Annotated in this window: 24 protein-coding genes and 1 pseudogene; 11 read left to right on the plus strand and 14 right to left on the minus strand. The window is 71.1% G+C overall.

Translation table 11 applies throughout. From position 1 onward, the window contains the following. The first annotated feature begins 372 nt into the window (after nucleotides 1–372). On the plus strand, nucleotides 373–726 hold the full coding sequence (locus KGS77_RS33860) for a hypothetical protein (RefSeq protein ID WP_242587123.1): 354 nt from the start codon (nucleotides 373–375) through the stop codon (nucleotides 724–726). A 117-nt stretch (nucleotides 727–843) separates the two neighbouring features. On the opposite strand, the gene KGS77_RS33865 is transcribed toward KGS77_RS33860, so the two are convergent. From KGS77_RS33865 to KGS77_RS33915, 11 genes and pseudogenes are all read right to left on the minus strand, one after another. Further along, nucleotides 844–2,040, minus strand: a complete 1,197-nt coding sequence (locus KGS77_RS33865; RefSeq protein ID WP_242587124.1) for a hypothetical protein — start codon at nucleotides 2,038–2,040, stop codon at nucleotides 844–846. 512 nt (nucleotides 2,041–2,552) lie between these two features. Continuing rightward, on the minus strand, nucleotides 2,553–4,013 hold the full coding sequence (locus tag KGS77_RS33870) for a SulP family inorganic anion transporter (protein WP_242587125.1): 1,461 nt from the start codon (nucleotides 4,011–4,013) through the stop codon (nucleotides 2,553–2,555). Between the two features lie 68 nt (nucleotides 4,014–4,081). After that, nucleotides 4,082–4,740 (minus strand): annotated as a pseudogene (locus KGS77_RS33875) (carbonic anhydrase). Between the two features lie 457 nt (nucleotides 4,741–5,197). Continuing rightward, nucleotides 5,198–6,487 carry an MFS transporter gene (locus KGS77_RS33880; protein WP_242587834.1) on the minus strand — a complete coding sequence of 430 codons (1,290 nt, stop codon included), beginning with the start codon at nucleotides 6,485–6,487 and terminating at the stop codon, nucleotides 5,198–5,200. A gap of 227 nt (nucleotides 6,488–6,714) precedes the next feature. Further along, entirely contained in the window at nucleotides 6,715–7,293 is a 579-nt protein-coding gene (locus tag KGS77_RS33885; protein WP_242587126.1) for a hypothetical protein, read from the minus strand. Between the two features lie 57 nt (nucleotides 7,294–7,350). After that, a complete protein-coding gene (locus KGS77_RS33890; RefSeq protein WP_242587835.1) occupies nucleotides 7,351–8,589 on the minus strand; it encodes a hypothetical protein in 1,239 nt (412 codons plus the stop codon). 242 nt (nucleotides 8,590–8,831) lie between these two features. Further along, a complete protein-coding gene (locus KGS77_RS33895) occupies nucleotides 8,832–8,987 on the minus strand; it encodes a hypothetical protein (protein WP_242587127.1) in 156 nt (51 codons plus the stop codon). 141 nt (nucleotides 8,988–9,128) lie between these two features. Then, nucleotides 9,129–10,478 carry an MFS transporter gene (locus KGS77_RS33900; protein WP_242587128.1) on the minus strand — a complete coding sequence of 450 codons (1,350 nt, stop codon included), beginning with the start codon at nucleotides 10,476–10,478 and terminating at the stop codon, nucleotides 9,129–9,131. After that, complete coding sequence (locus KGS77_RS33905; RefSeq protein WP_242587129.1) at nucleotides 10,475–11,704, minus strand: PLP-dependent cysteine synthase family protein; 1,230 nt, start codon at nucleotides 11,702–11,704, stop codon at nucleotides 10,475–10,477. The genes KGS77_RS33900 and KGS77_RS33905 overlap by 4 nt, the downstream gene beginning before the upstream one ends. 147 nt (nucleotides 11,705–11,851) lie before the next feature. Continuing rightward, the gene (locus KGS77_RS33910; protein ID WP_242587130.1) at nucleotides 11,852–12,280 is read right to left on the minus strand and encodes a hypothetical protein; all 429 of its coding nucleotides are present in this window, start codon (nucleotides 12,278–12,280) and stop codon (nucleotides 11,852–11,854) included. Between the two features lie 98 nt (nucleotides 12,281–12,378). Next, entirely contained in the window at nucleotides 12,379–12,939 is a 561-nt protein-coding gene (locus KGS77_RS33915; protein WP_242587131.1) for a cysteine hydrolase, read from the minus strand. Nucleotides 12,940–13,243: 304 nt separating this feature from the next. On the opposite strand from KGS77_RS33915, the gene thrS reads away from it, so the two are divergent. Continuing rightward, nucleotides 13,244–14,536, plus strand: coding sequence for a threonine--tRNA ligase (gene thrS, locus KGS77_RS33920; protein ID WP_347404564.1), 1,293 nt, complete (start codon nucleotides 13,244–13,246; stop codon nucleotides 14,534–14,536). 150 nt (nucleotides 14,537–14,686) lie between these two features. Here the strand turns inward: thrS and KGS77_RS33925 are convergent, their stop codons facing one another. Then, complete coding sequence (locus KGS77_RS33925; RefSeq protein ID WP_242587133.1) at nucleotides 14,687–15,769, minus strand: Lrp/AsnC family transcriptional regulator; 1,083 nt, start codon at nucleotides 15,767–15,769, stop codon at nucleotides 14,687–14,689. Between the two features lie 84 nt (nucleotides 15,770–15,853). Here KGS77_RS33925 and KGS77_RS33930 point away from each other — a divergent pair, with 84 nt between their 5' ends. Then, a complete protein-coding gene (locus KGS77_RS33930) occupies nucleotides 15,854–16,795 on the plus strand; it encodes a VOC family protein (RefSeq protein WP_242587134.1) in 942 nt (313 codons plus the stop codon). Next, on the plus strand, nucleotides 16,792–18,222 hold the full coding sequence (locus KGS77_RS33935; RefSeq protein WP_242587135.1) for a carboxylesterase family protein: 1,431 nt from the start codon (nucleotides 16,792–16,794) through the stop codon (nucleotides 18,220–18,222). Before KGS77_RS33930 ends, KGS77_RS33935 begins: the two co-directional genes overlap by 4 nt. On the opposite strand, the gene KGS77_RS33940 is transcribed toward KGS77_RS33935, so the two are convergent. After that, nucleotides 18,142–19,269, minus strand: a complete 1,128-nt coding sequence (locus KGS77_RS33940; protein WP_242587136.1) for a hypothetical protein — start codon at nucleotides 19,267–19,269, stop codon at nucleotides 18,142–18,144. The two genes, KGS77_RS33935 and KGS77_RS33940, sit on opposite strands and share 81 nt — an antisense overlap. A 338-nt stretch (nucleotides 19,270–19,607) precedes the next feature. Here KGS77_RS33940 and KGS77_RS33945 point away from each other — a divergent pair, with 338 nt between their 5' ends. The 4 genes from KGS77_RS33945 to KGS77_RS34775 all read left to right on the plus strand — a co-directional run bounded on the left by KGS77_RS33945 (nucleotide 19,608) and on the right by KGS77_RS34775 (nucleotide 22,918). Continuing rightward, nucleotides 19,608–20,624, plus strand: a complete 1,017-nt coding sequence (locus KGS77_RS33945; protein ID WP_242587137.1) for a DUF998 domain-containing protein — start codon at nucleotides 19,608–19,610, stop codon at nucleotides 20,622–20,624. A 660-nt stretch (nucleotides 20,625–21,284) separates the two neighbouring features. After that, nucleotides 21,285–21,893: a sigma-70 family RNA polymerase sigma factor gene (locus KGS77_RS33950; RefSeq protein WP_242587138.1), complete on the plus strand. Its 609-nt coding sequence runs from the start codon at nucleotides 21,285–21,287 to the stop codon at nucleotides 21,891–21,893. After that, the gene (locus KGS77_RS33955) at nucleotides 21,890–22,552 is read left to right on the plus strand and encodes a hypothetical protein (protein ID WP_242587139.1); all 663 of its coding nucleotides are present in this window, start codon (nucleotides 21,890–21,892) and stop codon (nucleotides 22,550–22,552) included. The genes KGS77_RS33950 and KGS77_RS33955 overlap by 4 nt, the downstream gene beginning before the upstream one ends. Nucleotides 22,553–22,786: 234 nt before the next feature. Beyond that, complete coding sequence (locus KGS77_RS34775) at nucleotides 22,787–22,918, plus strand: hypothetical protein (protein ID WP_277994299.1); 132 nt, start codon at nucleotides 22,787–22,789, stop codon at nucleotides 22,916–22,918. A 102-nt stretch (nucleotides 22,919–23,020) separates the two neighbouring features. Here KGS77_RS34775 and KGS77_RS33960 read toward each other — a convergent pair whose 3' ends face one another. Further along, a complete protein-coding gene (locus tag KGS77_RS33960) occupies nucleotides 23,021–24,295 on the minus strand; it encodes an FAD-dependent monooxygenase (protein ID WP_242587140.1) in 1,275 nt (424 codons plus the stop codon). Nucleotides 24,296–24,626: 331 nt separating this feature from the next. Here KGS77_RS33960 and KGS77_RS33965 point away from each other — a divergent pair, with 331 nt between their 5' ends. The 3 genes from KGS77_RS33965 (at nucleotide 24,627) to KGS77_RS33975 (ending at nucleotide 26,222) form a co-directional block, all read left to right on the plus strand. After that, nucleotides 24,627–24,788 carry a hypothetical protein gene (locus KGS77_RS33965; protein ID WP_242587141.1) on the plus strand — a complete coding sequence of 54 codons (162 nt, stop codon included), beginning with the start codon at nucleotides 24,627–24,629 and terminating at the stop codon, nucleotides 24,786–24,788. 65 nt (nucleotides 24,789–24,853) lie between these two features. Further along, the gene (locus KGS77_RS33970; protein ID WP_242587142.1) at nucleotides 24,854–25,522 is read left to right on the plus strand and encodes a class I SAM-dependent methyltransferase; all 669 of its coding nucleotides are present in this window, start codon (nucleotides 24,854–24,856) and stop codon (nucleotides 25,520–25,522) included. 187 nt (nucleotides 25,523–25,709) lie between these two features. Beyond that, nucleotides 25,710–26,222 carry a hypothetical protein gene (locus tag KGS77_RS33975; protein WP_242587143.1) on the plus strand — a complete coding sequence of 171 codons (513 nt, stop codon included), beginning with the start codon at nucleotides 25,710–25,712 and terminating at the stop codon, nucleotides 26,220–26,222. Nucleotides 26,223–26,251 lie beyond the last annotated feature (29 nt).

The raw sequence follows: 26,251 nt of genomic DNA on the forward strand, positions 1-26,251 counted from the left end.
CCCCACCCGGGTGCTCCCCAGGCTCCGTATGTGCCTCCCACGGCACCGCCGCCAGGACCGCCCGGGACGCCGTTCCCCACGGCACCGCAGCCGCCCGGCCAACCCGGCGCGCCCGGTCACCCGGGTCCGGGCCAGCCCGGTCCCCCCGGTCCGCCCGGTGCGGCGTTCCCGACGGCGCCGCAGCCCGGCGCACCCGGCACGCCGTTCCCCACGGCGCCTCCTGCGGGCCCGGCCGGCGCCCCCTTTCCGACCGCGCCGCCGCCCGGCCCGCCCGGGGCGCCGTTCCCCACGGCCGGGCCGGTGCCGATGGGCCACGGCGTGCCCGGGGCGCAGCCGGCGTGCCGGCTCTGCGGTGCGGTTCCCGCCGTTCCGGTGACCTTCCGCGCCCACCAGGGCGTACTGCTGTGGATGCGTTTCTCCAGCCTGCAGGGCCCCTTCTGCCGGCCGTGCGGTACCGCGGTCTTCCGTGAGATGACCGGCAAGACCCTGTGGCAGGGCTGGTGGTCGCCGCTGTCGCTGGTGCTGTTCACCCCGGGCACCCTCATCATCAACGGCGTCGCGCTCGCCCGGATCAACAAGCTGTCCGCACCTGTCCCCGGACAGCCGGGCCAGCAACTCCAGCCCGGCACGCCGGTTCTGCGCCGCCCCACTTCACTGGCCGTCATCTTGCCCTTGATATGGGCCGGCTGGGTCATCGCCAACATCATCAACGACCTGACGTCCTGATCCTGCGCCCTGCGCCCTGTGAAACCCGATGGACGAAGTCCCGGCAGCGGAGCGTGATGGCTCCGGTGCCGGGACTTCGCGATCGGACCGTGGTTCCAGCGGTGTGGCGTGCGGCGGTCAGCCCTTCGCGGCGCCGATGTTGGGGACCTGGGCGCGGACGTAGTTGTACCAGCCGTCCCAGAATCCGTTCCGGTCGGTGCCCAGGTACTGGGAGAAGTGTTCCTGTTGCTTTCCGGGCCGCGCGTACTGCGCGGCCACGAATCCGAAGGCGGCCTTCTCACCGTACTTCTTGGCCATGTACTGAATCGCCAGCCGCGCCAGGACGTAAATGGAGCGGCGCTCCTTGGCCGTTTTCGCGTAGAACGTCTCGGCGTCATCGGCGGGGCGTACCCAAGGGCCGAATTTGTAGCCGTCCAGCGACCGCCGGGCCTCGGCGCTCGCCCGGGCGGTGTTGTCGCGGGATTCCAGGTAACCGGCGAAACCCTCGGCGATCCAGGTGTCGGGGAAGACCGGCAGGGGGCCCCGCGAGGTGTCGTACGTGGCCACCATCGCATGGCCGATCTCGTGACGGCTGATGTCGGTGACACCCTGGCGCCACGCGCTGGAGGTGAACCGGCTCAGGGAGGAGTCCATGACGATACGGGAACCGCCGTACTGGGCCTTTTCCTCGTACTCCGCCTTGTATTTGGGCATGGCCAGGTTGACGCCGGCTTCCAGTGAGTCGTGGTCCCCGTTGCCCTTGTAGAACTTGTCGTAGACGTTGCGCTCGGGCTCCAGCACGATCAACGCACCTTTGGACAGCCTGGTGGTGTCCGCGCCGCTGCGCTCCCACGTCCGTACGTCGTCATCCGCGGCACGGGCCACATACGGCGCGAAACGCCGGGTGTCCGCCTGGTGCTTCTTGTCCGAGATGATCATGACGCGGCCCTTGCGGACGACCGTCATGTCCTCGTAGACGTCCCACGGCGCCGGGTAGAACGAGCCGGGTGTGCCGAGGTACGGCTCGGTCGCGCCACGGAATCCGGTGATGACCTGGTAGTGCTCGGGCTTCGATTCGAATTCGAAGATGTACTGCTCGTAGACCGGAGCGTAGTCGATGCCCTTGATCTGGTGGACGAAGGCGACGGGCCGGCTGCCGTTTCCCGCGTTGAGTTCCTCGAACTTGGCCACCGTGAACGGCACCTTCACCAGATTGCGGAACAGCTTCCTGGCGTGCTCCTTGTTCTGTGCTCCCTCGAAGGGTTTGAGGTAGGCCGCCTCGTCCTTGTCCTTGATGGCCTTGGCGAGGGTGTCATACACCTTCTCCCGCGACATGGCGTACTCTTCGGCGGGCGTGACGTCGTGCGAGTTGAGGATATTTCTCGCGAATATGAAGCCCACTCCGAGGACCAGGACCAGGACTATCCCCAGGACGCTGAATCCAATGATCTTCCCCGTCCTGCGGCGCGGCGGAGGCGGCGGAGCGAATGGCGGGGCGGGTGCGAAGGCGCCCGGCGGCTGCTGATGCGCGTAACCTCCGGCGTACGGCTGGTACGGGGCATTCATCTGGTGTGGAGGCTGGTCCGGCATATTCCCCCTTTGCTGGTGACAGGCGTAGGGAGCCTATCCCAGACGTCATTTGGGGGCAGCGGCCAGCCCGCATCCCGTTGCTGATCGCCCCGGAAAAGCGACGGGATGTGAAGAAAATTGGGTGACCGGCTGGATGGGTTCCGGTTTTCGGGGCCGCGTTCCACGGGCGGCAAAGGCTTCGGCCGGGCCGGCGTGCGCGCCATCGGTACGTACACCGGCCCGGCCGGATTCGGTCCGGGGCCCGCCGAACCGATCGGTCAGGCGGCTTCGGACAGCGCCCCTATCGTCGTTCCGCGCCGCTCGGCCCAGTTCTCCAGCGTCGTACGGCAGGCGTGGTCGAGATGGCGGAGCTGGGAGAGGTCGAGTTCCACGATCCGGTTGGGCGGAAGCGCTTCGAGCGTTTCCAGCATCCGGGGCAGGCGCAGGAAAGTCGCATAGCCGGTGATCGTGACGACGAGCCGGCCGTCGGAGGGTTCCTGGACGTCCACGTGGATGTGAGAGGTCTCCCAGGCGATCTTGACGACGGCGAGGAGCAGGCCGAGGATGACGCCTTCGAACATGTTGGTGGTGACGATGGCGACAGCCGTCGCGGCCAGTACGACCACCTCACCGCGGTGGGCGCGCCACAGCGGCGGCAGTTCCTTGACCGGGATGAGCTTGCAGCCGGCGTGGACCAGGACACCGGCGAGGGCGGCCAGCGGGATGACACCGATCGCGGCCGGCAGGAGAGCGGCGAACAGCAGCAGCCACGCCCCGTGCAGGAAACGGGAGAGGGCGGTCTTCGCCCCGGCCTGGACATTGGCGGAGCTGCGGACGATGACGGCGGTCATGGGCAGCGCGCCGAGCACGCCGCAGACGGTGTTGCCCACGCCCTGCGCCATGAGTTCCTTGTCGTAGTCGGTACGCGGGCCGTCGTGCATACGGTCGACGGCGGCGGCACTGAACAGGCTCTCGGCCGAGGCGATCAGGGCGAAGGCGAGGACCGTGCCGACGGCGGCGAGGCTGGTCAGCGAGGCGAAGTCGGAGACCCCCGGCGGCTGGATCGCCGCCAGCAGACCCTGTACCCGGACCCGGGGAACGGCCAGGCCGGCCACGGCCGTCACAAGAGTGGCCAGGGCGACCGCGGCGAGCGGGGCGGGCACCACCTGGACCCTGCGCGGGAGTTTCTTCCACAGCACCAGGACCGCGACGGTGCCGGCGCCCACGGCGAAGGCGGTGAGTGCGGCGCCGTCGGTGACGATCTCGGCGGCGAGCCGCGGCACGCCCGTGATCTTCTCCAGTCCGGAGCGGGACTGCGCGACACCGGCCATGGTGTAGAGCTGGCCGAAGAGCAGGACCAGTCCGATGCCGGCGAGCATGCCCTGGACGACGGCCACCGATATCGCGCGGAAGAAGCGGCCGAAGCGCAGGAAGCCCAGAGCCAGTTGGATCAGGCCCGCGGCCAGGACCAGCGCGCCGAGGGCCGTCAGGCCGAATTCCTGGACGGCCTCGAAGACCAGGACGGTCAGGCCGGCGGCCGGCCCGCTGACCTGGAGGGCGCTGCCGGGCATGGCGCCGACGACAAGACCGCCGACGATGCCGGTGATCAGGCCGAGTTCGGCGGGCACCCCCGAGGCGACGGCCACCCCCACGCACAAGGGCAGAGCCACCAGGAAGACGACGAGGGAGGCCAGGAGGTCGCGTCGCAGGAAAGCGCGATCCTTGAAAGCGGAGAGCATGTGATGAGGTTCCTCGGACGGCAGGAGGGGGAGGGACCGGGGAGGCCCGTGGGACGGGCGGAGGCGTTTCACAGCGGCCGGAATCGCGCGTCGTCGGCCCGGTACTCGCTGACTTCGCCGGTGTGGACCTCGTAGTACCAGGCGTGCACCGACAGGGTTCCTTCCGCGACCCGTTCCGCCACGCAGGGATGGGTGCCGAGCCGCTCCAACTGGGCCACCGCGTGCCGCTGCACCGCCTGTGCCAGGTCCGGGAGGTGGGAGGAGGCCGGGGAGGTGAGGGTGGCGGAGACGGACGAGGCGGACGAGGCGGCGGGGGAGTGCGGGGCCAGGGCCTGCGCGGACCGTGGCACCGCCCGTTCGAGCCAGCCGCGCACCGCCGGCGCGGCGGACAGGTCGTCCCCCGGACCAGAGCGCTGACCGCACCGCAGTGGGAGTGGCCGCACACGATGACGTCGCGGACGCCCAGTACCCGTACCGCGTACTCGATGGTGGCCGTCTCGCCCGTGGGGTGGTCGCTGCGGTATTCGGGCACGATGTTCCCCGCCGTACGCAGCTCGAACAGCTCGCCCGGCCGCGCGCCGGTGATCAGGGACGGCACCACACGCGCGTCGGAGCACGTGATGAACAGGACTTCCGGGCACTGCCCGGCCGCGAAGGCCCGGAACTCCTCGGCCCGTCCGGCGACGTGCGTCGCGAAGGATCGTGCGTTGTCTACCAGAGACTTCATGGTGGCCTTTCTCCTGCGCCCGCCAAGGTGCGAAGGGCGCGGTGTGTGCAGGTCAGCATCGGGTGTCGTGGGCGTCGGGAGCCGGCATGCCCGGTGGCCGGGAGACCTGGCCCACCGCGGCACCGTTGACGCGAGGGGCCGGCCAGGACCCAGCTCATGACGATGGGAGCCAACGCCTCGCCGCCGTACGGGAGACGAGGGAACGCTCAGGGCGCCCGGCCGCGATCGCGCCGGTCGGCTTCCGCGGTCGTCCGGCACCCGTCGTCATTCCTCAGCACAGATTCCCCCGGCAACGTGAGCCGTCGGCCAGACGTCATACGTGCTACAGCAGCGCAGCGCCGGCAATTGGCCGCGACAGCCGCTTTACTTAGAGATTACCTTAAGTGGCTAGGTCAAACACCAGTCAAATAACGGTCAAACAACGGCCACGGACAGGCTATGGAATTGCAATGTTCAACTAGTGGTGCGAGCCGTGCCCGCTGACGCTCCCGTGGTCGTCCTCCGCCTCGCCGATTGCCTGCGCCGCCTCCAAGTGGGCCGGCACGGCACGCGGTGGGGCGGCCAGGGCGAGAAGCGGTACGAGTGTGACCGCGAGCAGCCCGCCAGCGATCGCCAGTACGGAGTACCCGCCGGCCGCGACGACCAGGCCCGACGCCATCCCCCCGGTGGCACCGGCGACCGACACGCCGACGTCGACCACGCCCTGGACGGCGGCGCGGGTGGCGAGCGGGACCGAGTCGGTGACCATGGCCGTCCCGCTGACCAGCCCGAAGTTCCAGCCCAGGCCGAGGAGTACGAGCGCGGCGGCGAGGGCCGGGACCGAGTGCGCGGGAGCCAGGGCGGCGAGCAGGCCGGCGGCCAGAAGAACGACGCCGGACGCCGCCGCGACCCGCGTCCGGCCCAGGCGGTCGACGAGCAGGCCGGTGAGCGGGGAGGGCAGGAACATCGCCCCTACGTGGAGGGCGATGACGAGACCGGCCGTGTGGGTGTCGTGTCCATGGGCGCGCATATGGACGGGGGTCATCGTCATGATCGCGATCATCACGAGCTGGGTGAGGATCATCACCGTGGCGCCGATGACGACACCGCGCGGGCGGGCACGGCCTGTTGGGGCTTCCTCCGGGGGCGGAGGCGGGGGAGCGGAAGGGGGTGGCTGGGCCGCGGCCCGGGTACGTGCCAGGAGCAGGGGATCGGGACGCAGCAGGCACCACAGCACGGCGGCGGCGACCGCGTAGGCGACCGCGGCCAGTACGAACGGTCCCGCGAGCCGGGGCACGGCCCAGGAGTGCGCGAGGTCTCCCGTGACGCTCACGAGGTTGGGCCCGGCGACCGCGCCGAAGGTCGTGGCGAACAGGACGGTGCTCACCGCACGCCCGCGCCGGGCCGGCGAGGCCAGGTCGGCGCCCGCGTACCGGGCCAGCAGATTGGTCGCGGTGCCGGCCCCGTACACGAGGAGGGAGAGGAACAGCAGTGGTACGTCGCCCCGGGCGGCGGCCACGACGACGCCGAGGCTGCCGAGGGCGGCGGTGAGGTACCCCAGCGCGAGGCCGGGCCTGCGGCCCCACCGCTGACAGGTCCGGCCGATGCCGACGGCGCCCAGCGCGGCCCCGCCGGTGAACAGCGCGGCGGGCACACCGGCGAGACCGGTCGAGCCGAGCATCTCCTCGGCGAGCAGCGCGCCGACGGTGATGCCCGCGGCGAGCCCCAGGCCGCTGAGGACCTGGGCGATCACCAGGACGGACAGCACCCTTTTCTGCTCGGGGGCCTCGGGCGGCTCGGGAGCCTCGGAAGGCTCGGGCGGCTCGGAAGCCTCCGGCGGCTCGGAAGGCTCGGGAGCGCCGCACGCTGCCGGGGATTCGTCGGGACGCCGTGCGGGCCGTGTGGCCCGGGCGGCGCCGACGGGCCCGTCGCCGGTCCCCTTTCCGATGTTCCCGGGGCGCTTCAAGGAGCCTCCAAGAGGGATGCGCGGATTTCTTATGCCGCGCCCAGCGGTTCGAGTGCCGAGATCTCCTCCAGCGTCAGATCCATCTGGTGGTGGAGGAAGCGTACGATCGTCCAGTGCGGCAGCGCGCCCTCGTCGAACGGGCCGAATTCCCGGCAGTACAGCGGAACCCAGCGCAGCGCCTCTTCGGCCGCCTGCTCCCGGCCGGGTTCGCGCTGGTATTCCTCGTACGCGATGCTCCGGTGCTCGACGAAGAACCGGCCCGGCAGCCGTTGTTCGCACAGGGCGCGGTATTCACGCGTCTGGAGAATGAGATAGTGCCAGATCTCGTCGATCTCCTGTTCCACGGGCAGGAAGAGACCGCTGAGCCGGTCGCGGTACTTCGATACGAGGTACAGGTACCGCAGGCATTCGAGGACCTGGCGCTCGACGAATTGCCGTGCCGTGTCCGTATCCGTATCCGTGTCCGTGTCCGGGGCGTCGGCGGAGGGGGAACTACGCCGTCCGCCGGCGGCGTTCGCGGTGAAATGTGTGACCACTTCGGCGTGGAGTGCCTCGCCGAGCAGTTCCTTGAGGTCGTCGGCGGACACGTAAGACTGTGCGGTCGTCATGGTTCTCCCGTGCAGGGGGCGGCGAGGCTGACGCCCGGCCCGTATGCGGACGGTGTGTCAGTGATCGGGCGCGAGCCAGGCGTATTTTCCGGACTTTCCGATGGGAAGGTGCGAGTGATGTTCCGACCGGCAGTGGCGCCCGGTCAGTTCGGCTACGGCGCGCTCCAGCCGGGCGGTCTCCGCGGCGCTCAGCGCGGCACCGTCGAAGGTGGTGTACCGCAGTTCGGCCTTCGCCTCGCCCGTCACCCGCAACTGGTGGACGAAGACGCGAGGGGAGACGCCGCCGAGGCAGTCGTCGAGATCGCCGTGGGCCACGGGGCCGTGCGGCGTGGCGAGCAACTCCTTCTCCCGGCCGCAGAACCGGGAGATCCGCTCCGGGTCCGGGGTCCCGTCCAGGGTGCGGACACAGTCCCCCGAGCGGTACCGGATCAGTGGCATGTACGGATTGCGCACACTGGTGACGATCAGGCTGAAGATACGGCTCCCCGGGGCGACCGGAAGGAGCTCGACGCTCATTCCGTCCAGATACGGGCGGTATCGCCCCTGCCGGTCGCTGTAGTACATGTAGCCGAGTTCGGTGCTGCCGAACAGGTCGATGATCGGGCACGCGAAGTGCTGTTGCAGAAAACGCCGGACGTTGACCGGGGTGTACTCGTACGCGTGGATGATGCTCGCCGGCGGCGGAAAGTCGTCCCACAGGCCCCACTGCGTGACTTTGCGTATCAGATGCGCCAAGTGGTAGCTGGAGCAGTCCAGGTGGTACCAGCCCTGCGGATGCGCCGCCCGGGCCGTCCGGATTTCGGCGAGCATCCGCTCGACGTCGGCCCGCTCCCACAGGGCCGGATCGAGCCGCAGATTGAGGTAGCGGGTGCGCGCGTCGAGCCGCCGTTCTTCCGGATCCGGTACGGGGTCCGGCTGCGCGCCGCGTTTCTTGGCGTTGACGCGGGCGACGTGTTCGGTGGCCAGCACCGTGGTCAGTGAGACGCGTTGGCAGTTCGCGTGCCAGGTCCCGGAGATGTCCGGGTGTTCGCTCCACAACCGGTAATAGGAATTGAGCAGGAAGTACGGGGGCCGGATGATCTGCATCCGGTCGTGGTGGGTGCCCGTGGACAGTACGAACTCCGCCTTGCCGGCCGCCAGTGCGTCGGCGAGCTCCGGCGTCATCCAGTTGTCGGGGAATCCGTGGGCTATCTCCGGCTTTTCGAGTACGGGGAAGTGGCCCCGCTCGATCGACGTGCGGTAGATCGGTATGTTCTTGATCCGGTCGACGACCTCGGCCGTCGGCTGACCGTCCATGGTCACCCTCTGAGCGTCAGGGGAAGAAGGAGTGGGGAGCGGGCCGGGAGTCCGGACGGATGTGTCCCGGCCCGCTCGGGGTGTTCACTCGGTGGTTGTTCCGGAATCGAGGGATTCGGGAAACGGAGTCGGACTCGGAATGGGAGTCGGACTCGGAATGGGAGTCGGACTCGGACTCGGAATGGGACTTGGAGTCGGAGCAGGAGTCGTCGTCGGACTCGAAGGAACCGGCGGTTCAGAGGTCAGGAGATGCAGCCGGTCTTGGGTGCCGCACTGATGCAGCCCGCCTTGGGAGCCGCGCTGATACACCCGTCCTTGGCCGCCGCCTGCGCCGAGTTGACGGCGACCCAGTTCCGCCAGATGTCGTCCTGAGCCATCTTCTTGATCAGCTTTTCCATGGTGAACCTCCGAGAGGTGTCGTATGGGTGGGAGATCAGGTGGTGGTGTGACGCGTTCAGACGGTAAAGTGAACACCAAGGATGTGTCAATGACAGGTAATGCGCCGCGTTCCGATCAAGTCACCGACACGGATGGACGCGTCAGCCGCGCCCGGCTGTATCGCCGACGCGTCGGCCTTCGCCGGGCCGGGGCCCGGTGACCGGGATGGGAGCCAGCTTGCCGGAGCGGGCCAGAGCCGATACCGCGCCCGCGCAGACCAGCCCGGTGGCGCCGAGTACGGTCCAGGTCAGCCACCCGGCGTGGTGGGCACGGGCGAAGTCCCACAGGGCGCCGGTGGCCAGGTTGCCCACGGTGATGCCGAGCCCGGACACCGTGTTGTAGAGGCCGTAGTGAGTGGCGACCAGCTTTCCGCCGGAGAGGGAGACCACGGTGTCCATCTCCAGCGGATAGACCACCGCGCTGCCCGCGGCCAGCCCCACCACGGCCATCGCCAGGGCCGCCAGGTGCGCGGCGGTCCGCGGCGTACCGTCGGCGGCGGGGACGGCGATGGTGACCAGCGCGAGCGGGACGAATGCCAGACCCATGGCGGCCAGCCCGCGGACCATGGCCCGCGGGCCGCTCCAGCGCCGTCCGGCCCAGCCGGTCAGCCCTAGCTGCCCGGTCACCGCGACGCCGGCGGAGAGGACGAACAGGCCGCCGGTGGCCTTCGTGCCGTCGGTGCCGAGGGCGGCGTCGGCGGCCATGGGAAGGGCCAGGTAGACCTGGAAGGTCAGTACGTAGGAGCCGATCATCGCCACCGAGAAGAGGAGGAACGGCCGGTTGGCCACCACCTGCCGCCACTGCCCCCACACCCGGTCCGCCGCCGCCGGCTCCCCGGCCCGGGCGCCGGCCCCGGCGCGGTTCCCGGCCTGTCGGCCGCCGCGGGCGGGCAGCGCCCGCCACTGGAGCACCGACAGTGCGGCGAAGACCGCCGCTGCCACCGTGCACACCAGCCGGAAGTCACCGGCCAGCAGGGCCAGCCCGACCAGCGGGCCGAGCAGCATTCCGGCCTGGTAGTAGACGTTGAAGGCGGCGAACGCCGCCACCCGTCGCTCGCCCGCCTCGACGGCCAGGTAGGCGCGTACGGCCGGGTTGAACAGGGCCCCGGCCAGCCCGGTGGCGGCCGACGCGACGATCAGGGCCGGCAGTTCGTCCACCCAGCCCAGCAGGGCGAACCCGCCCGTACGCAGCAGGCACCCGGCCATGATCGGCGCCTTGTAGCCGTACCGGTCGGCGATCGTGCCCCCGACCAGGAACATGCCCTGCTGGGACAGGTTGCGTATGCCCAGCACCAGTCCGACCGCCCACGCGGCCAGCCCCAGTTGGCCCGACAGATGCGCCGCCAGATAGGGCATGAGCATGTAGAAGGCGAGGTTGATGGAGAATTGGTTGGCCATCAGCATCTGCGCGGCGGGCGGGAAGGAGCGCGTGGTGCGCCACAGCGTCTTCATCGGCCGCGCGCCTTCGCGCCCGCTCCCGCTCCTGGCCCTGCCCCTCTCCTCGGCCCCGCCCCTTCCTCTGCTCCCGCTCCCGCTTCCTCACCCGGTCCTGTTCCTGTTCCCGTCCCGGATTTTGGCCCCGGGCCGGCCGTCGGCCGCTCCCGTCCCCCGCCCGCAACCAGCGGATCGACCACCGTGGAGCAACGGGTCCACCGTGTCACCGTCTCCTGCGTCGGGTGGGCGATCTCCCGTGGCGCCTGCGGGGGCTGCCCGTCGAGCAACCGGTGCGCGCGGCACCAGTCGTCGTCGAACACGGTGCCGACGTAGCGCTGCGGGCCGTCGGGGAAGACCGCGGCGATCCGCGTCCTCGCCGGCAGGGTGGCCGCCAGGTGGCGGGCCGTCAGGGCGACCGCGCCCACGCTCCAGCCACCGCTGGCGTAGCGTGCCCGGGCCAGCGCGCGGGCCGCCCACACCGCCTCGCCGGGGGCCACCCAGTGCACCTCGTCGAACAGCGCGTAATCCACGTTCCGGGGGTAGATGCTGCTGCCCAGCCCGCGCATCAGCCGGGGGGCCGCGGGCTGCCCGAAGACGGTTGAGCCGATCGCGTCCACGCCCACCACCCGCAGGTGCGGGAAGTGCTTGCGCAGCACGCGTCCCACCCCGGCGGAATGTCCGCCGGTGCCCACGCTGACCACCAGGACGTCGATCCGTCCGAGCTGGGCGACCAGTTCGCGGGCCAGCGGCGCGTAGGCCGCCACGTTGTCGGGATTGTGGTACTGGTCCGGACACCAGGCGCCGGGGCGCTCGGCCAGCAGTCGCCCGACCAGCTCGCGGCGGGCCTGCTGCCAGCCGCCGACCGGATGCGGCGCGGACACCAGGTGCAGCTCGGCACCGTACGCTGCCAGCAGACCGCGCATCAGCGGTTCCATGCCCGGGTCGGTGACCACCGCCAGCGGATGGCCGTAGGTGACCGCGGCCAGCGCCAGCCCCAGGCCCAGGGTGCCGGAGGTGGACTCCACGATCGGCGCGCCGGGCAGCAGCAGACCGCGTTCGCGGGCCCGGGCGACCATGTACAGCGCGGTACGGTCCTTGATCCCGCCCGGGTTGTGCCCTTCCAGCTTGGCCCAGAAGCCGCGCCCGGCGGCGGTGAACGGCTCGCCGACCCACAGCAGCGGGGTGTCACCCACCAGGCCGGCCGGGGTACGGGAGGAGGGAACGGTCGTGTCGAGAAAAGTCATCGCGCGGAACTCCTCGTGGCCACCTGAGCGGTGGCCGCGTCGGTGAGCGGACGTGCGGACAGGACACGGCACGGCACCGCGTACGAGCCCCGCGCGACCACATGTGTGCCCACTCCGCGCGGACGCCTCACCGCGGTGCGGGGCCCGTCAGGCCCGCCACACCCCCAGCGCCGCCCGGAGCCGTTCGCCCAGTGGACCGGCCCGCGGCTGCCGTGCCGCTCCCGCCGCCCACCGCCCGGGCGGTGGCACCATCACGGGTACGGCGGCGACGCCGACGCAGGCCGGTGCGGCGACCGCCGCCCGCCCGCCGGACAGGCCCGGTGGATCCACCACGTCGCACTCCGGGGAGACGCCACCGTGCGAGGGCGCCGGCCCCGACGCCCGGTCGAAGGACTCGGGCCCATCGGACGAAGCGGTCCAGGAAGCCCCCGCGAACGCGTCGGTCCGCGCTCCCGCGCCGGACTGTGGTCCGTGCGCACACCCCAGTACGTGCAGCACACCGACCAGCACCACGGCGAGCACCGCCGCAGCCGGACCGGTCGGCCGCCGCCCTCGGAGCGTGCTCCATACCGACACGCTGCACACCGTACGCACTCGCGCACCGAAGGACCCATAAGGCGACGCCGATTTCCGCGGGACCGGCCGAATACCGACCGGATTCCGACGCTCGGTGGTCACGAAGACGCGATCGCCTTGACCCAGTCGTCGACGGTGAGGACATCCGCCCACTGCGGGAACAGCCGCTCGATGAGGACCCGGTGCACCTCCGGGTCGATGTCCAGGCAGGCGTCGGACAGGACGGTGAGGCCGAAGTCCAGGTCGTTCGCCCGGCACAGGGTGGACAGCACCACAGCGCTGGTGGCGATGCCGGTGAGCACGAGGCTGTCGATACCGCGTGCCCTCAACACCACATCGAGATCGCTGCCCGAGAACGCGCTCGCCCGCCTCTTGGTGACCACCACGTCGCCCGGCCGGGGCGCGACGTCGGGGTGGATCTCGGTGCCCGGTGCGCCCTCGACGTAAAGGCCGGCCCGGGCGATGCCGGCCAGAGCCCTGTTGCGCGTGCTCACCTCGGGGAAGCCGGGACGCAGCGCGATGACCACGTAGATCACGGGGATGTCCGCCGCCCGCGCCCCGTCGATGGCTCTGCGCAGGCGTGAGAGATATCCGCGATCGCCGCCGACGAAGTCCACGATGGCCCGTTGGACGTCCATCACGAGGAGGGCACTGCTCATGTCGTCTCCAGGATCGAAGGCGGTTCGGCCTCGCAGCCGGCCAGCGCGGGCGAAGTTCTGGTGTACGAATCCTATGTACGAAACCTGGGGATGGCTTGGTCTCGCCGTACCCGGCCGGTTGCGCCGCACTCCTCGAACTCCGCCCGGAGCGGCGGGAAAACGCCCGCGCGGGCACCACGGTGCCCCTGCTAGCCTGATCGACATGGAGCGCGCCGACATGATGACGACGACGCCGGAGAGTGTCCCGGCGCGCTGAGAGATGTCTTGAGCCAAAGCCCCGGGGCGAGTGCCCCGGGGCTTTGCCGTGGGGCCCCGGCCGAGGGTTCGGGGCAGGTCACTCGCCCGCTTCCACGAGCACGAGGAGACCACCGTGTACGACCACCACAAGCTCGGCCGTGAACTGTCCCTGTTCGACACCGACCCGCTGACCGGCGCCGGACTGCCGTACTGGCTGCCCGACGGCGCGGCCGTACGGCACGCCCTGGAGGAGTACATCCGCAGCGCCGAACGGCGGGCGGGCTACCGGCACGTGTACTCACCGGTGCTCGGCAAACGCGAGCTGTACGAGATCTCGGGCCACTGGTCGCACTACAGCCAGGACATGTTCCCGCCGATGGACCTGGGTAACGAACAGGTCGTACTGCGCCCGAGCCTGTGCCCCCACCACGCGCTGATCTACCGCTCCCGCTCCCACAGCTACCGCGAACTCCCCTTGCGCATGGCCGAGTTGGGCGACATGTACCGGTCCGAGCTGTCGGGCGTACTGGGCGGGCTCTCCCGCGTACGGGCGATCCACCTGAACGACGCCCACATCTTCTGCACCCTGGAGCAGGTCGCCGAGGAAGCACAGGCCGCCCTGTCGATGATCCGCCGGGCGTACGAGGCACTTGGCATCACCCCGTCCCGCTACCGGCTCTCCCTCCCGGGCCCGGGAGGCAAGTACGTCGCCGGTCCCGAGATGTGGCAGCGGTCCACCGCCTTGCTGACCGACGTCCTCGACCGTTCCGGGCTGTCCTACGAGCGGGGTGAGGGCGAGGCCGCGTTCTACGGGCCCAAGATCGACGTCCAGGTCGCCGACGGCGCGGGCCGGGAGTCCACCCTGTCCACCGTCCAGGTCGACTTCCACCAGCCCGAGCGGTTCGACCTGCACTACATCGGCGCGGACGGTGCCCGGCACCGGCCGGTCATGGTCCACCGCAGCGTCATCGGGAGCGTGGAGCGCGCCGTCGCCCACCTCATCGAACAGCACGGCGGCGCCTTCCCGGCCTGGTTCGCCCCCACCCAGGTCATGATCCTGCCGGTCTCGCAGGCCCAACTGCCCGACGCCGACGCGCTCGCCCGGCGATGCGCCGACCTCGGGCTGCGCGCCGAGACCGCCGGTCCTGGAGGCGGGAGCCTGGGAGCCCGTATCCGAAGGGCGCGCCTGGTTCCCTATCAGGCCGTCATCGGGGCCAAGGAGGCCGCCGACCACCACGTCGCCCTGCGCCTGCGCGACGGCCGCCGCCTGGACCCGCAGCCCGTCGAGGACGCCCTCGCCCGTATAGGCGCGCTCGTCGGCTCCTACAGCACCGAACTGTGGGACGCCGCCGCCTCGTAAGGGGCGGCGATGTGTCACGCGCATCTCCTTGCACGTCGCACCCAAGGGGCCGGGCGCGTCCGGTCGTCTGGTCGTCCGACCGTCCGGTCGTCCGGTCGTCCGGTCGTCCGGTCGTCCGGCCGTTCGGTCGTCCGGGCGTACGGACAGACGTCACCCCATCCGTGCACCGGCCCGTTTGGCATAGTCGCTGACCAGGGCGGTGTCCACCCGCTGGACGCCGTCCAGCGCACCGATGCGGTCGCTGACGTAGTCGTACAGCGCCGCCTCGTCCCGGCACACCACGACCGCCATCAGATGATGGGCGCCGGTCGTCGCCCCGACGAACGCCGTCTCGGCGTCCGAGGCCACGGCGCGGGCGACGGCCGAGATCCGGGACGGGGCGACGGTCAGCCACAGCAGGCACTGCGCCGAGAACCCGAACAACCGCGGATCGGTCTCGACGTCGAAGCGGACCGTCCGTGAACCGCGCAGCTCCGCCAGGCGGCGGCGGACGGCGGATTCGGACCAGCCGACCGCGCGGGCCAGGTCGGGGTAGGCGGTACGGCCGTCGGCGGCGAGGACGGACAGCAGCCGTCTGTCGAGCTCGGTGAGGGTGCGGGGGCGAGGCACGGCTGTGCCGCCGTGGCCGCTGCGGACACCGTGACCGGTACCGTGCTCGTCACCGGCGTCGTGGCCCTCACCGTACGTGTCACCGGCGTCGTGGCCGGCACCGTGCTCGTCACCGGCCTGGTGACCGGCACCGTGCCGTGGACCCCGTATCGCGGCGACCTGTTCGGCGGTCAGGGCCGAGGTACGACCGCGCCACCGATGGTCCATCAGGTGCCGCAGCAGCCGCTGCGCGTCCGCCTGGACCACGCGGGGATGCCGGGTCAGGGCGGCGAGCGGCACCGGGCCGCCGTCCGCCGTACGGAAGAGGCAGACGATCTCCGTGCCGCCGGAGACCAGCGCCACCCAGGCGGTGTCGGCACGCCTGGCCAGCGCGTCGACGACGGCCTGCGCGCCGTCGGGAAGGACCCGCAGCCGCACCACCCACTCGGCGCGGCCCGTGCGCCGGCTGTCGGCCACACCGGTCACCCGTACGGCACCGGAGGCGCGCAGCCGTCCGAAGCGACGGGCCACCGTGCGGTCGGAGACGTCCACAACGCCCGCGATCCTGCTGAACGGCGCCCGTCCGTCCAGTTGGAGCGCATGCACGATCCGCAGGTCCAAGGGGCTCAAGGTGACCGATTCCACCACGACAGGGTAGACCCGTGTCGGATGACGGCGTCCAGGCGCTCACCAAGGACAGACCGGCGTCCGCCGGTCCAGGATCGTCCCATGACGCAGCACACCTCACACATCCACGGTTTCCACCACACCGGCATCCTCACCCGCGACCTCGACGGACTGGAGCGCACCTACCGTTCCTTCGGCTTCACCCTCAGCCCCCGCTCCCGGCACCTGCTCGGCGAGAAGGCCGGGCAGGCGCCCGTGCCCGGCTGCACAGCCAATATGTGCGCGCTGTTCGGCGACTCGTACATAGAACTGCTGGGCATCGTGGACGAATCCGCGCCCGATCCCTGGCACACCAAGGCGATGGCGGACGAGTACGAGGGGTTCCGGATCCTGAACTTCGACAGCGACGACGCCGAGGCGGTCGACCGGCGGCTGTCCGGCGCCGGGCTGCGCACCTCGGGCGTACTGGGGCTGGAGCGCGATGTGGACACCGAGGAGGGGACCCGCACCATGCGGGCCCGTGTCGTCCACGTCGATCCGGCGACGACGCCCGAGGGCTATGTGGGTATGGCCCAGCACCTGACCCGCCGGTACGTGCACCAGCCCCGCTACCTCGGTCACCCCAACGGTGCCCACGGCATCGACGCCGTACTGATGGTGGCCGACGACGCCGACGGGGGCACCTTCGACGCGATCGTGGACCGCTACGCACGCGTCCTTGAGGTGGAGCCCCGGCGGGAAGGGGCGCTCACCGTCCTGGAGATGAAGGCCGGACGGCTGGAGATCGTCCGGGCCTCGGCGGCCGGGGACGTGCTGCCCGGTGAGCCGGCGCCGGCCGCCTCCTACCTCGCCGCCATGACGATCCTGGTCAGCGACGTCGGCGCCGCCCGCACCCTCATAGAGGACAGCGGCACCGCCACGCAGACCACGCAGGACGGTTTCTTCGTCTCCGCGCGCGACGCGTACGGCACCGGGCTCTTCTTCACCGACCGGGGCGACCGGCCCGGCCGAGGTGTCCAAGGCGCCCGGGGCGTCGCCCGATGATCGTCGAGACGGCGGCCGGCCGGGTCCGGGGCCGGACCGATGACCTGGACGGCGTACGGAGTGACGACCCGGACGGCGTACGGAGTGACGACCGGGTCGGTGACCGGAGCGGGGGGCCGGTCACCGCCTTCAGGGGGATCCCGTACGCGCGAGCCGAACGGTTCGCCCCACCCGGCCCGGTGAAGCCGTGGCCGGGCGTGCGGGAGGCCGACGCGCCGGGCCCGGCCGCACCGCAGCTCCCGTCGCGGCTGGAACGGGCGATGGGCCCCTTCACGGCCCCACAGTCCGAGGACTGCCTCTCGCTCAACGTATGGGCGCCCCCGGGGACCGGCCACGCGGTCCTGGTGTTCCTGCACGGCGGCGGTTTCTCCAGCGGCGCGGCCGGGCTGGGCTGGTACGACGGCGCGGAGCTCGCGGCGCAGGGCGGCATCGTCGTGGTGACCGCCGGCTACCGCCTCGGCGCGTTGGGATATCTGCGCCTGCCCGGAGTGAGCGAGGGCAACCTGGGCCTGCTCGACCAACTCGCCGCACTGCACTGGGTACGTGAGAACATCGCCGCCTTCGGTGGCGACCCCGGCAAGGTCACGGTGGCGGGCCAGTCGGCGGGCGCGTACTCCATCCTGGCACTGCTGTCGGGAACACGGGCCCGCGGGCTGTTCCGGCGGGCGATCCTGCAGAGCACACCCGCCGGGATGCTGCCGGACACCCCCGAGAAGGCCGAAGCCACCGGCGAACTGCTGCTGCGGGAACTCGGCCTGACCCCCGACCGGTCCGCGCAGCTCCTGCGGGCCCCGGTCGGTGACCTGCTGGCCGCGCAGGCCGCCGTCGCACGGCGCACCGCCCGACCGCTGAGCGCGGTGCCGCCGTTCCAGCTCGTCACGGACGGCGCGCTGGTGGCGGCCGATCCGGTACGGGCTGCGGGCGAGGGCGCGGCCAACGGCGTACAGGTCCTCCTGGGCACGACCCGCGACGAGGCCGCGGCGTTCTTCGCGGCCGACGAGCGGGTGGCGGCGCTCGGCCAGGACGACCTCGACCGCGTTGCCCACCAGTGGTTCGGTGATACCGGACGTGCTGCGCCACGTGGCCGGACGACCACCGAGGTCGTGGTCCAGATGGCCACCGACCAGATGTTCCGGGACCCGGCGGCCCGCCTGGTACGCCTGCTCACCGAGCGCGGTGCCCCGCCGTGGCGGTACCGGTTCGACTGGAGCCCGCCGGGCAGCCCGTACGGGGCGTGCCACTGCATCGAGTTGCCGTTCGTCCTGGGGGACGCGGCGGCCTGGCGGGACGCGCCGATGCTCGCCGGCGGCCCGCCGCCCGGCCGGCTGGTCGCCGAAGTACGCCGCTCATGGGCCGGCTTCGTCCGGGACGGCACTCCCGGCTGGCCGGCCGGCACCGGCCACCACTTCACGGGGCGTACGGACTGAGGCACCGGAGCCGGGGCCGGGACCCGCACCGGGAGCGTCGTCGGGGGCGCCGTTGCCGGAGATGCTGCCCTTGGGGATGCCGTTGTCCAGGACACCGTCGTCGAAGACGACGGTCAGTGGCCGGGTGCCGGCGCGGCTGGTGGTGCGCAGATCCTCGGCGAGACGGGAGTAGAAGGCACCGGCCATGGCCCACGTGCCGCCCATGGGGTTCTCGTCGCGGGTCTGCCGCAGGGCGATGAGCGCGCCGATGACGGAACGGCCGGACAGCACCGCCCTGATCCGGCCGTTCCCCTCATCGGTGATCTCGGCGGTGGTACGGAAGTGCTCGCTGTCGGACGCGCACTCGGCCAGGAACTCCCAGGCGTCACGGTGGCACACCACGGCGACCGTCCCGGTCTTCGCCGCCGTCAGCAGCAGGACGCCGTGGTCGATGTCCTCCCGCGTCGCACGGCGGATGCCCTCGTGCATCTCTTGGGCCTCGCGTGCCTCCCGTGCTTCTTGTGTCTCGCGGGTCTCCAATGCCTCTTGCGTCCCCCGCGTCCCGCGCATTCCCCGCGTCCCCCGGACAGTGGGGGCGGTGTCCTCCTCGTTCTCCGGTGCCGGGGTATGCGTGGCACTCATGCCGATCGCGTCGTCATCCGCAGGCATGAGTGAGGCGACGCATTCGCCATCGGCACCCGGCGCATCGGTGATGTCGTCGGCGTCGGCGTCGTCGGTGTCGACATCAGTATCGGTGGAGAACACCATGTGCTCGGCGAGCGCGTCCAGCGAGCGCTGGAGCATCGCGACGGACTTCCGTATGCCGCAGACCTCCTGCCGCAGTGCCGCCAGGGCCTCGTGGGTCTCCATCGCGACGGCGGTGCCCTGATCGGCGCGGTCGCGGATCTCGTGACTCTCCGCGCGCAGGCTCGCCACCCTCGTGGTGACGGTCTCCAGTACCTCGCGCCGTGAGTCCGCCACGCTCCGGCTCAATCCGGTGAGCTGCTCGCCCAGTGCCCTGCGGCTGTCGACCAGGACCGTCATGAGCTCGCTGTTGCTGCGCGTCACAGGTACCCCCGTACGGAAAGTGATCAGGCGGCGTCGACCACTACCCTGCCCGGGCGGACGGTGTGCTGATGCGCGGATGGCGCCATCGCTTCCGGAGAGGCCGAAACCAGCCCTTCGGGCCCCAACGACCCCCGCATATCGGCCACTTGCTCCGTACTGCAGCTCGCCCGACGCACACGCACACGCACGCCTATGCGGACGCGGAGGCGGGCCCGCACGCGGACGCGGAGGCGGTGCCGCGGCACGACTTCCGACGCTCCCGGCCTCATACTTTCGTTTCCACCCTCGCGACCATCGGCGGATGCGCGCCGGCATCACCCGCCCCTAGCGTTGACGTCATGCAGCCCTTGCACCGTCTCGCACCCGCACTCGCCCTGTTCCTGCTGGCCCCGTTCGTGGGCGAGTTCCTTCTCGGCAATCTCACCCTGGCCGAGTTGCCGCTCGGGCTGGTGCTGGCTCCGATGTACGGATGCGGGGCCCTGCTCGTACGGGAACTGGGAAGGCGCAGTGGCGGCGGCTGGCCGACCATGGTGCTGCTGGCGGCGGCGTACGCCCTCATGGAAGAAGGGCCCGTCGACCAACTGCTGTGGAACGACTCCTACGCGGGCACCGACGTGCTGCACGGCGCTTCCTACCTGCCGTCCCTGGGAATGAGTGTCGAGCTGACCCAGACCGTGCTGGCGCTGCACACGATATGGAGTATCTGTGTGCCGATCGCGCTGGTGGAGACGCTGGTTCCGGCCCGGAGCGACGAACCCTGGCTGGGCCGTACCGGGCTCCTCGCGGTGGCCTGTGCGTACGTGGCCGGGGCGGTACTGGTCTTCTGGGGCAACTACAGCGAGGAGGGCTTCATCGCCGCACCGGCCCAGCTCATCGGCATCACGCTGGTCATCGGCGCGCTGATATCCGCCGCGTTCGCCGTGCGCGGTGTACGGCTGCCGGCGCTGCCGGGCCGTGCGCCCGCGCCGTGGCGGGTGGGCCTGGTGGCACTGCTGGTGACGAGCGCCTATTGGGGACCGCTCAACCTCGTCACCGCGGACTGGTACGCATGGGTGGGGGCCGCCGTGTGGTGTGCGGGAACGGCCGCGGGCGTGTGGTGGGTGAGCCGCTGGTCCCGGCGGCCGGGCTGGGACGCCCGTCACCGCTTCGCGCTCGCCGCCGGCGCGATGCTCACCTACACGTGGGTATCCTTCCCGCTCCGTCCCGAGTCCGGTGGCTCGGTCCGCGCCGACCTGGTGAGCAACGCCGTGTTCGCCCTGCTGGCCTGCTTGCTGCTGGTGGCGGCGGCCCGGCGGCTTCACGGCCGGCGAGGCGTGCCCCAGAGGGTGAGCAGCAACAAGGGGGCAGAGCTGTGACGCTGTCTCCGCGCCTTCTGTCGGGTGCTTCAGGTTCTGGCGGGATTCTGCGCATGCCCCGGTTCGGCGCGAGCTGCGCACGGTGCCCGAGCCGCGCACGGTACGCGAGCTGCGCACGGTGCGGATTCTTCGGGTGCTGTGGCGGGCGGGCCGGGGCCGCCGTCGTCACCGGCATTCAGCCGCCGAACGGCCCCGACCGCCGCCGCCTCGTTCGTCTTCCCCGAAGAACGAGGCCAGCCGATCATGCCCACCCTTCCGCCCGCCATGCACCGACCCCGGCAACTGTCACCCGGACAGCGGACGCCCTTCCCGCCGGCGGACGGTGACGGTGAGGAGAGTGGCGGGGTGGATGTGACATGCGCCACCTTCTGACTGGTCTGTGTCGTTGCACGTTCGGAGGGAGGCGCGTTTCGCCAGGCCATCCCCCCGTGCACGAACGAAAATACGCAGAACGTGCGTGTGTACGACTTCGAACGGCGGGCGCCGAGTGATTTTTCTCGGGCGGATGTGAGTGTGGCGCCGCGGAAATCGACAGGGTGGTTCCTGAGGGCCAACGGCGCTCTCGTACGGGCGAGTTGCTCGTACCCGTATCTCATCACCACCCCCTCGACCCCTTGGCGAAGAGGATCCCGTGGTGATCACCGCAACACGGAGGTCCGTGTGAAAGATGGCGACGTCAAGGCCGACGGCTCGCCCCGGGACAGCGCGAGCGGTCGGCCGGCGGTCGAAGACGTGCTGAACCTGCCCCTGGACTTCGAAGCGTTCTACCTGGGCCATCAGGAGTTCTTCCACGCGTACGCCGAGATCCACCTCGGCAGCCGGCGGGCCGCGGAAGAGGTGGTGCACCAGATCTTCCTGGAGATCCTCGCCGGCTGGGACCAGCTCCTGCGGGAAGGGGACCTGGAGCAGCAGACGCTGACGGTGCTGCACCGCAGCGTCCGCCGCCGGCTGGAGGCGGAGGGCCGCGAGCCGGCCTTCGTCATCAACGGGCCGATTGCGCGTGCCCTGCGCCAGGCCCGGGACAAGCTGGAGCTGATGGAGAGCAGCAGCGGTCTGTACGAGGCGATCACCAGGCTGCCGACCCGGCAGTTCACCGTCATCGTCCTGCGCCACCTCCTGGGGTACGAGACGTCACGGATAGCCCGGTACATGGGCCTGCACGAGCGCACGGTCGACTACCACGGCCGTAAGGCCAAGGAACGGCTGCGGATACAGCTCGGACTCCCCGCCACCCGGCGCGGCAGGAACAAGAAAGGGACAGCACAGTGACAGCCACCATCGAGGACCTGTTGGCCGACGCGGCCGTGCCGGTGTCCTCCGCGGCCTCCTTCGACGTGGCCGGGGCGCTGCGCCGACTGGCCACGGACGCCGCACAGGCATCACCGCCGCCCGACATGGCCCGGGCCGCACAGGCCGGCCAGCGCCTGGCGGTGGTCTCGCGCTGGATCCTCAACGAGCCCGACGCCGCCGTGCACGTGGACCGGCTGGCCACGGACACCGTCGGTACGGAGCGGGGCGAGGAGCACCTGGACGTCGAGGGCGCGCTGGTCTTCGCGTGCCTGCTGTATCTGACCGGCCACCCCGAAAGCGCCCAGTTCTGGTGGCAGTTGGCCGCCGGGGCCGGACAGCGGGCCGCCGCGTACTGCCTCCACCTCCACCACCTCGCCCTGGGTGAGAGCCGGGAGGCACAGCACTGGCTGCACGAGGTGACCCACTCCGTGGTGGACTCCGACGCACCGGACGAAGCCTTCCTGGCCTGCCTGGAGACGGTCGCGCTCTACGTGCGGCGGAACGGCTCGGCCGCCACCCCGCCGACCGGCGGGCTGGAGATGGAGATCGACCGCCTGGCCACGGACAACCACTGCATCATCGTCCGCGGTCCCGACCGCCGCCTGGCCGACCGGTTGCACGACCTGGTCCGCCGCTGACCTTCCGCCACAGCAGAGGAGTCTGTGCCGCCATGCACGACAACCCTGGCCATGGCCCGGCACGCCCGCCGCGCCCTGCCCGCCGCCTGACCCGTACGCCCCGGCACCGCTTTGCTCGCTGCCGTTCCGTCCGCTGCCGTTCCGTCCGCGGAGGTTACGTCGGTGGCGGCTGCGTCCGGCACGGTTCCGGCGGACGCGGTACGGACGGAGGGGGTAAGGAGGACCGGCGCCGCTGTGAGCGTTCCCGTCACGGCTGCCGCCATGGCGATCACCAGCGTGGTGATCGTCGCCTGTACGGTCGCAGGGGCCGGCGCGACAGAGCCGTTCGAACGGCCCGGAGCGATCGGCACCGGCGGGCCGCACTGATCCACCTGGTGCGCGGTGTCTGCTACGGCATCGGAACCGGCGTGATCAGCCTCATCACGTTCTGGGCCCAGCACCGCCCGTGACAACCGGCCGGGGACCGCCCTACTGAGCCCGGGGCGGCCCCTGGAACACGGCCGTACGGCCGTGACCCACCGCCATGGCCGTACGCCCGTAATCGGGGAGGGTGATGTCCTTCGCTTTGGCGAACTGCGCGGCGAGCAGGTTCCGCATCGGCCAGCGGTTCATCGAACGCATCGACGCCTCCCGCAGCCGGATGGCGAGCGCGCTGGACGGCGCGTAGCCGGCAGCACCGCCGGGCGGCAACTGCTGCGCCTGGCGCACGTAGGGGCCCATGATCCGGTCGTAGTTCCTGAACGCCACGCGGTGATCACCTTCGGCGGTGGCGAGTTCGCCGGCCAGCACATACGCACCCACCAGGGCCAGGCTGGTCCCCAGGCCCGTGAGCGGCGTCGGGCAGTACCCGGCGTCACCGAGCAGCACCACGCGGCCACGCGACCAGTGGTCGAGGCGTACCTGACCCACGGAGTCGAAGAAGAAGTCGGACGCCGAGTGCATCGCCCGCAGCAGGAGAGGAACCTTCCAGCCCGCACCGGCGAAACGCCGGGCGATCAGCTCCCGCTGCCGCGCGGTGTCACGTCGGTCATAGGCCAGGGGCGCCGACCGGAAGCTCAGACCGCCCTTGATCTCCCCGGGGGTCCGGCCGGGCCGGGCCGACGCCACCAGCCCACCGGGCGCGTTGAACATCTTGAACCAGCCGTCGAGATCCCAGCTTTTGGAGTCCGGGCCGTCCTCGGTGGCGGTGAACCACGCGGTGTAGAGGCCCAGCGGGCGCATGTACTGCGACTCGGGGCCGAAGGCCAGCGACCGCACCACGGAATGCAGCCCGTCCGCCCCGACCACCAGCCCGAAGCGGCGTGGCGCGGCGTTCTCGAAGGTGACGGTGACCCCGGAGTCGTCCTGGTCCAGTCCGGTGACGGTGTCGTCGAAGAGGTACTCGACGTCGGGCGAAGTGGCCTCGTACAGCAATCCGCCGAGGTCACCCCGCAGTATCTCGATCTCGGAGACGATTCCCTCGCCGCCGAAGCTGTCCGCGGGCATCCGGGCGGTGATGCGGCCGGAGGCGTTGACGAGCGCGAGACCCTGCTGTGCCACGCGCAGCGCCCGCGCCCGGTCCATGAGTCCCATGCGTGCCACGACGGTGCGGGCGGCGCCCCGCAGATCGACGGCCTGGCCGCCGGGCCGGGGACCGGGCGCCCGCTCGACGACGGTGACGGAGAAGCCCGCCTTGTGTAGCCAGTAAGCCAACGCGGGCCCGGCGATGCCGCCGCCGGAAACGAGGATGTCGGTGTTCTGCATGTCCGTGAATGTACGCCGTAAACAACCGCTGGGCAACCCGAAATCTCTGGGGCGGAAGCGCCGACCAGGCACCTGGTGCACTAGTGCGCCAGCTTTCTGACGGGCTCGGTCGGTGCGAATCGGCCTGCGGTGCGCCCGGTCGATGGCCGCAGCAAGGGGTATCTCGGTGCACTAGTGCGCTAGTGCACCGGGGGAGCTGCCGGGAACTCAAGGGCGCGTCCGTACACGTCGTATGGAGCAGTGGCGGTTGGTCCGGCGCAACGGGGTATGCGGTGATGGACAGCGGTGACGCAAGTCGCCGGTTCCGTTGTTCGCACCACCAGGAGTCGAGATGGGTGACGAGCGTACGTCCAAGGACCCGCGTGAAGCCGTGAGCGAGCGGGACGGGAAGCCCCGCCCGCGCGGGAGCGAGAGGGACCGCAGCGCGGAGGAGGTGAACGCCGACCGGCCGTCGCTGCGGGGCGAGAAGCCGAAGAGGGCGCCCAAACGGTAGTTCCGTACCACGCGCAGGCTCCCACCGCGCGATGAGCCGGGGAGCGGATCTGGTGGACTGCCGGCATGACCGCCATGACGACGCCCCCTGAGCACCGGATCCTTCAAGCGCTCGACCGGTTCAACGCCGCCTACCCCTGGGACCACAACGCCCACTACCACCGGTGGATCCTGCGGCAGCTCCCCAGGCGCTTCGGCAGCGCCCTGGATGTCGGCTGCGGCAGCGGTGACCTGGCACGATTGCTGGCCACCCGGGCCGGCTCGGTGGACGGCATCGACGCCGACCCGGCGATCGTCGCCCGGGCGCAGGAGCTGACCGCCCCGGCCGCCCCGGTCACCTACACCGTGGCCGACGCGCCGACCGGCTTACCGCCCGGCCCCTACGACGTCATCACCTGCGTCGCCGCTCTCCACCACCTGCCGTTCGCCGACGCGCTTACCCACTTCCGCCGGCATCTGGCACCGGGCGGCACACTGGTCGTCGTCGGTCTGGCCCGTGCGCGGACGCCCGGCGATCATCTGCTCGGGATTGCCGCCGCCCCGCTGAACGCCGCCGTCGGCTGGCTCAAGAACAAGGGCCGCGCAACGCCCCGGCCGGTGTCGATGACCGCCCCGACCAAGCCGGCGACCATGACGTTCCCCGAGGTCGTACGGGCGGCCCGCCGCGTGCTGCCCGGCGCCCGCCTGCGCCGCCGGCTGTTCTGGCGCTACACGCTGGTGTGGCACCACAGGTGAGCGGGCCGTGGCAGGCAGCGGCCGGCGCCCGCACCGAAAGGCGGTTTTCCCGGGCGTACAGCGGTTACCTGACGCGGCGAGCCCGGAGCGCCGGAGCAACTGCGGGGCGTGTGAGCGGGAAGCCGGTCATGGGCCCGGACGGCCCGGACGGCCGGGCGCGACAGAAAGCGACAGGAGAGGACTGCTCATGGTGCGCAAGAAGGTCGAAGGTGACGAGGAACAGCGGCGGGCGGCGGCACGCGAGGCCGAACGGGCCCACGAGACCCCCGGCGCCCGCCATGTGACGACCGGCGGCAGCAAGCAACGGACGCATCTGACCAGCAAGCATTCCCTGACGCACGAAGAGAAGATCGCCACCGTGCACGAGGGGAAGCAGCAGTCCGTCCCGGCTTCGGCCACCCGTCGCGAACGCGACCCGGCGGCCCGGGACGCGGAGCGGACGTTCCGGGGCCGGGGCAGCCCTGAGTACAGCGCACGGCACGAGGCGGTCTTCCGTGCCGTCGCGGACATGGAACGACAGCACGAGCCCGGCCGGGGCGCCTACCTGGACGAGGTGGCGCGGTCGGCAGATCTTCCCAAGGAGGAGACACGGGCGCTGCTGCACGACCTGACGGCCACCCACAAGCTCGTCACCGTACTGAGGGACAGCGGTGACACGCCTGATCAGGGCCCGCGCTTCGAGGTGAAGCCGGGATCGTGAGGTCGCGGCAGAACCGCGAGACGGCGGCG

This window comes from Streptomyces sp. MST-110588, from assembly GCF_022695595.1.
Classification (GTDB): Bacteria; Actinomycetota; Actinomycetes; order Streptomycetales; family Streptomycetaceae; genus Streptomyces.

Excerpts from the sequence above, each read along its gene's own strand:
- KGS77_RS33935 (WP_242587135.1), top strand. The coding sequence starts at position 16,792 with ATGATCGTCGAGACGGCGGCCGGCCGGGTCCGGGGCCGGACCGATGAC.
- KGS77_RS33930 (WP_242587134.1), top strand. The coding sequence starts at position 15,854 with ATGACGCAGCACACCTCACACATCCACGGTTTCCACCACACCGGCATC.
- KGS77_RS33965 (WP_242587141.1), top strand. The coding sequence starts at position 24,627 with ATGGGTGACGAGCGTACGTCCAAGGACCCGCGTGAAGCCGTGAGCGAG.
- KGS77_RS33975 (WP_242587143.1), top strand. The coding sequence starts at position 25,710 with ATGGTGCGCAAGAAGGTCGAAGGTGACGAGGAACAGCGGCGGGCGGCG.
- KGS77_RS33960 (WP_242587140.1), bottom strand. The coding sequence starts at position 24,295 with ATGCAGAACACCGACATCCTCGTTTCCGGCGGCGGCATCGCCGGGCCC.
- KGS77_RS33905 (WP_242587129.1), bottom strand. The coding sequence starts at position 11,704 with ATGACTTTTCTCGACACGACCGTTCCCTCCTCCCGTACCCCGGCCGGC.
- KGS77_RS33870 (WP_242587125.1), bottom strand. The coding sequence starts at position 4,013 with ATGCTCTCCGCTTTCAAGGATCGCGCTTTCCTGCGACGCGACCTCCTG.
- KGS77_RS33915 (WP_242587131.1), bottom strand. The coding sequence starts at position 12,939 with ATGAGCAGTGCCCTCCTCGTGATGGACGTCCAACGGGCCATCGTGGAC.
- KGS77_RS33885 (WP_242587126.1), bottom strand. The coding sequence starts at position 7,293 with ATGACGACCGCACAGTCTTACGTGTCCGCCGACGACCTCAAGGAACTG.
- KGS77_RS33890 (WP_242587835.1), bottom strand. The coding sequence starts at position 8,589 with ATGGACGGTCAGCCGACGGCCGAGGTCGTCGACCGGATCAAGAACATA.
- KGS77_RS33865 (WP_242587124.1), bottom strand. The coding sequence starts at position 2,040 with ATGTCGCGGGAGAAGGTGTATGACACCCTCGCCAAGGCCATCAAGGAC.
- KGS77_RS33970 (WP_242587142.1), top strand. The coding sequence starts at position 24,854 with ATGACCGCCATGACGACGCCCCCTGAGCACCGGATCCTTCAAGCGCTC.
- KGS77_RS33945 (WP_242587137.1), top strand. The coding sequence starts at position 19,608 with ATGCAGCCCTTGCACCGTCTCGCACCCGCACTCGCCCTGTTCCTGCTG.
- KGS77_RS33900 (WP_242587128.1), bottom strand. The coding sequence starts at position 10,478 with ATGAAGACGCTGTGGCGCACCACGCGCTCCTTCCCGCCCGCCGCGCAG.
- KGS77_RS33895 (WP_242587127.1), bottom strand. The coding sequence starts at position 8,987 with ATGGAAAAGCTGATCAAGAAGATGGCTCAGGACGACATCTGGCGGAAC.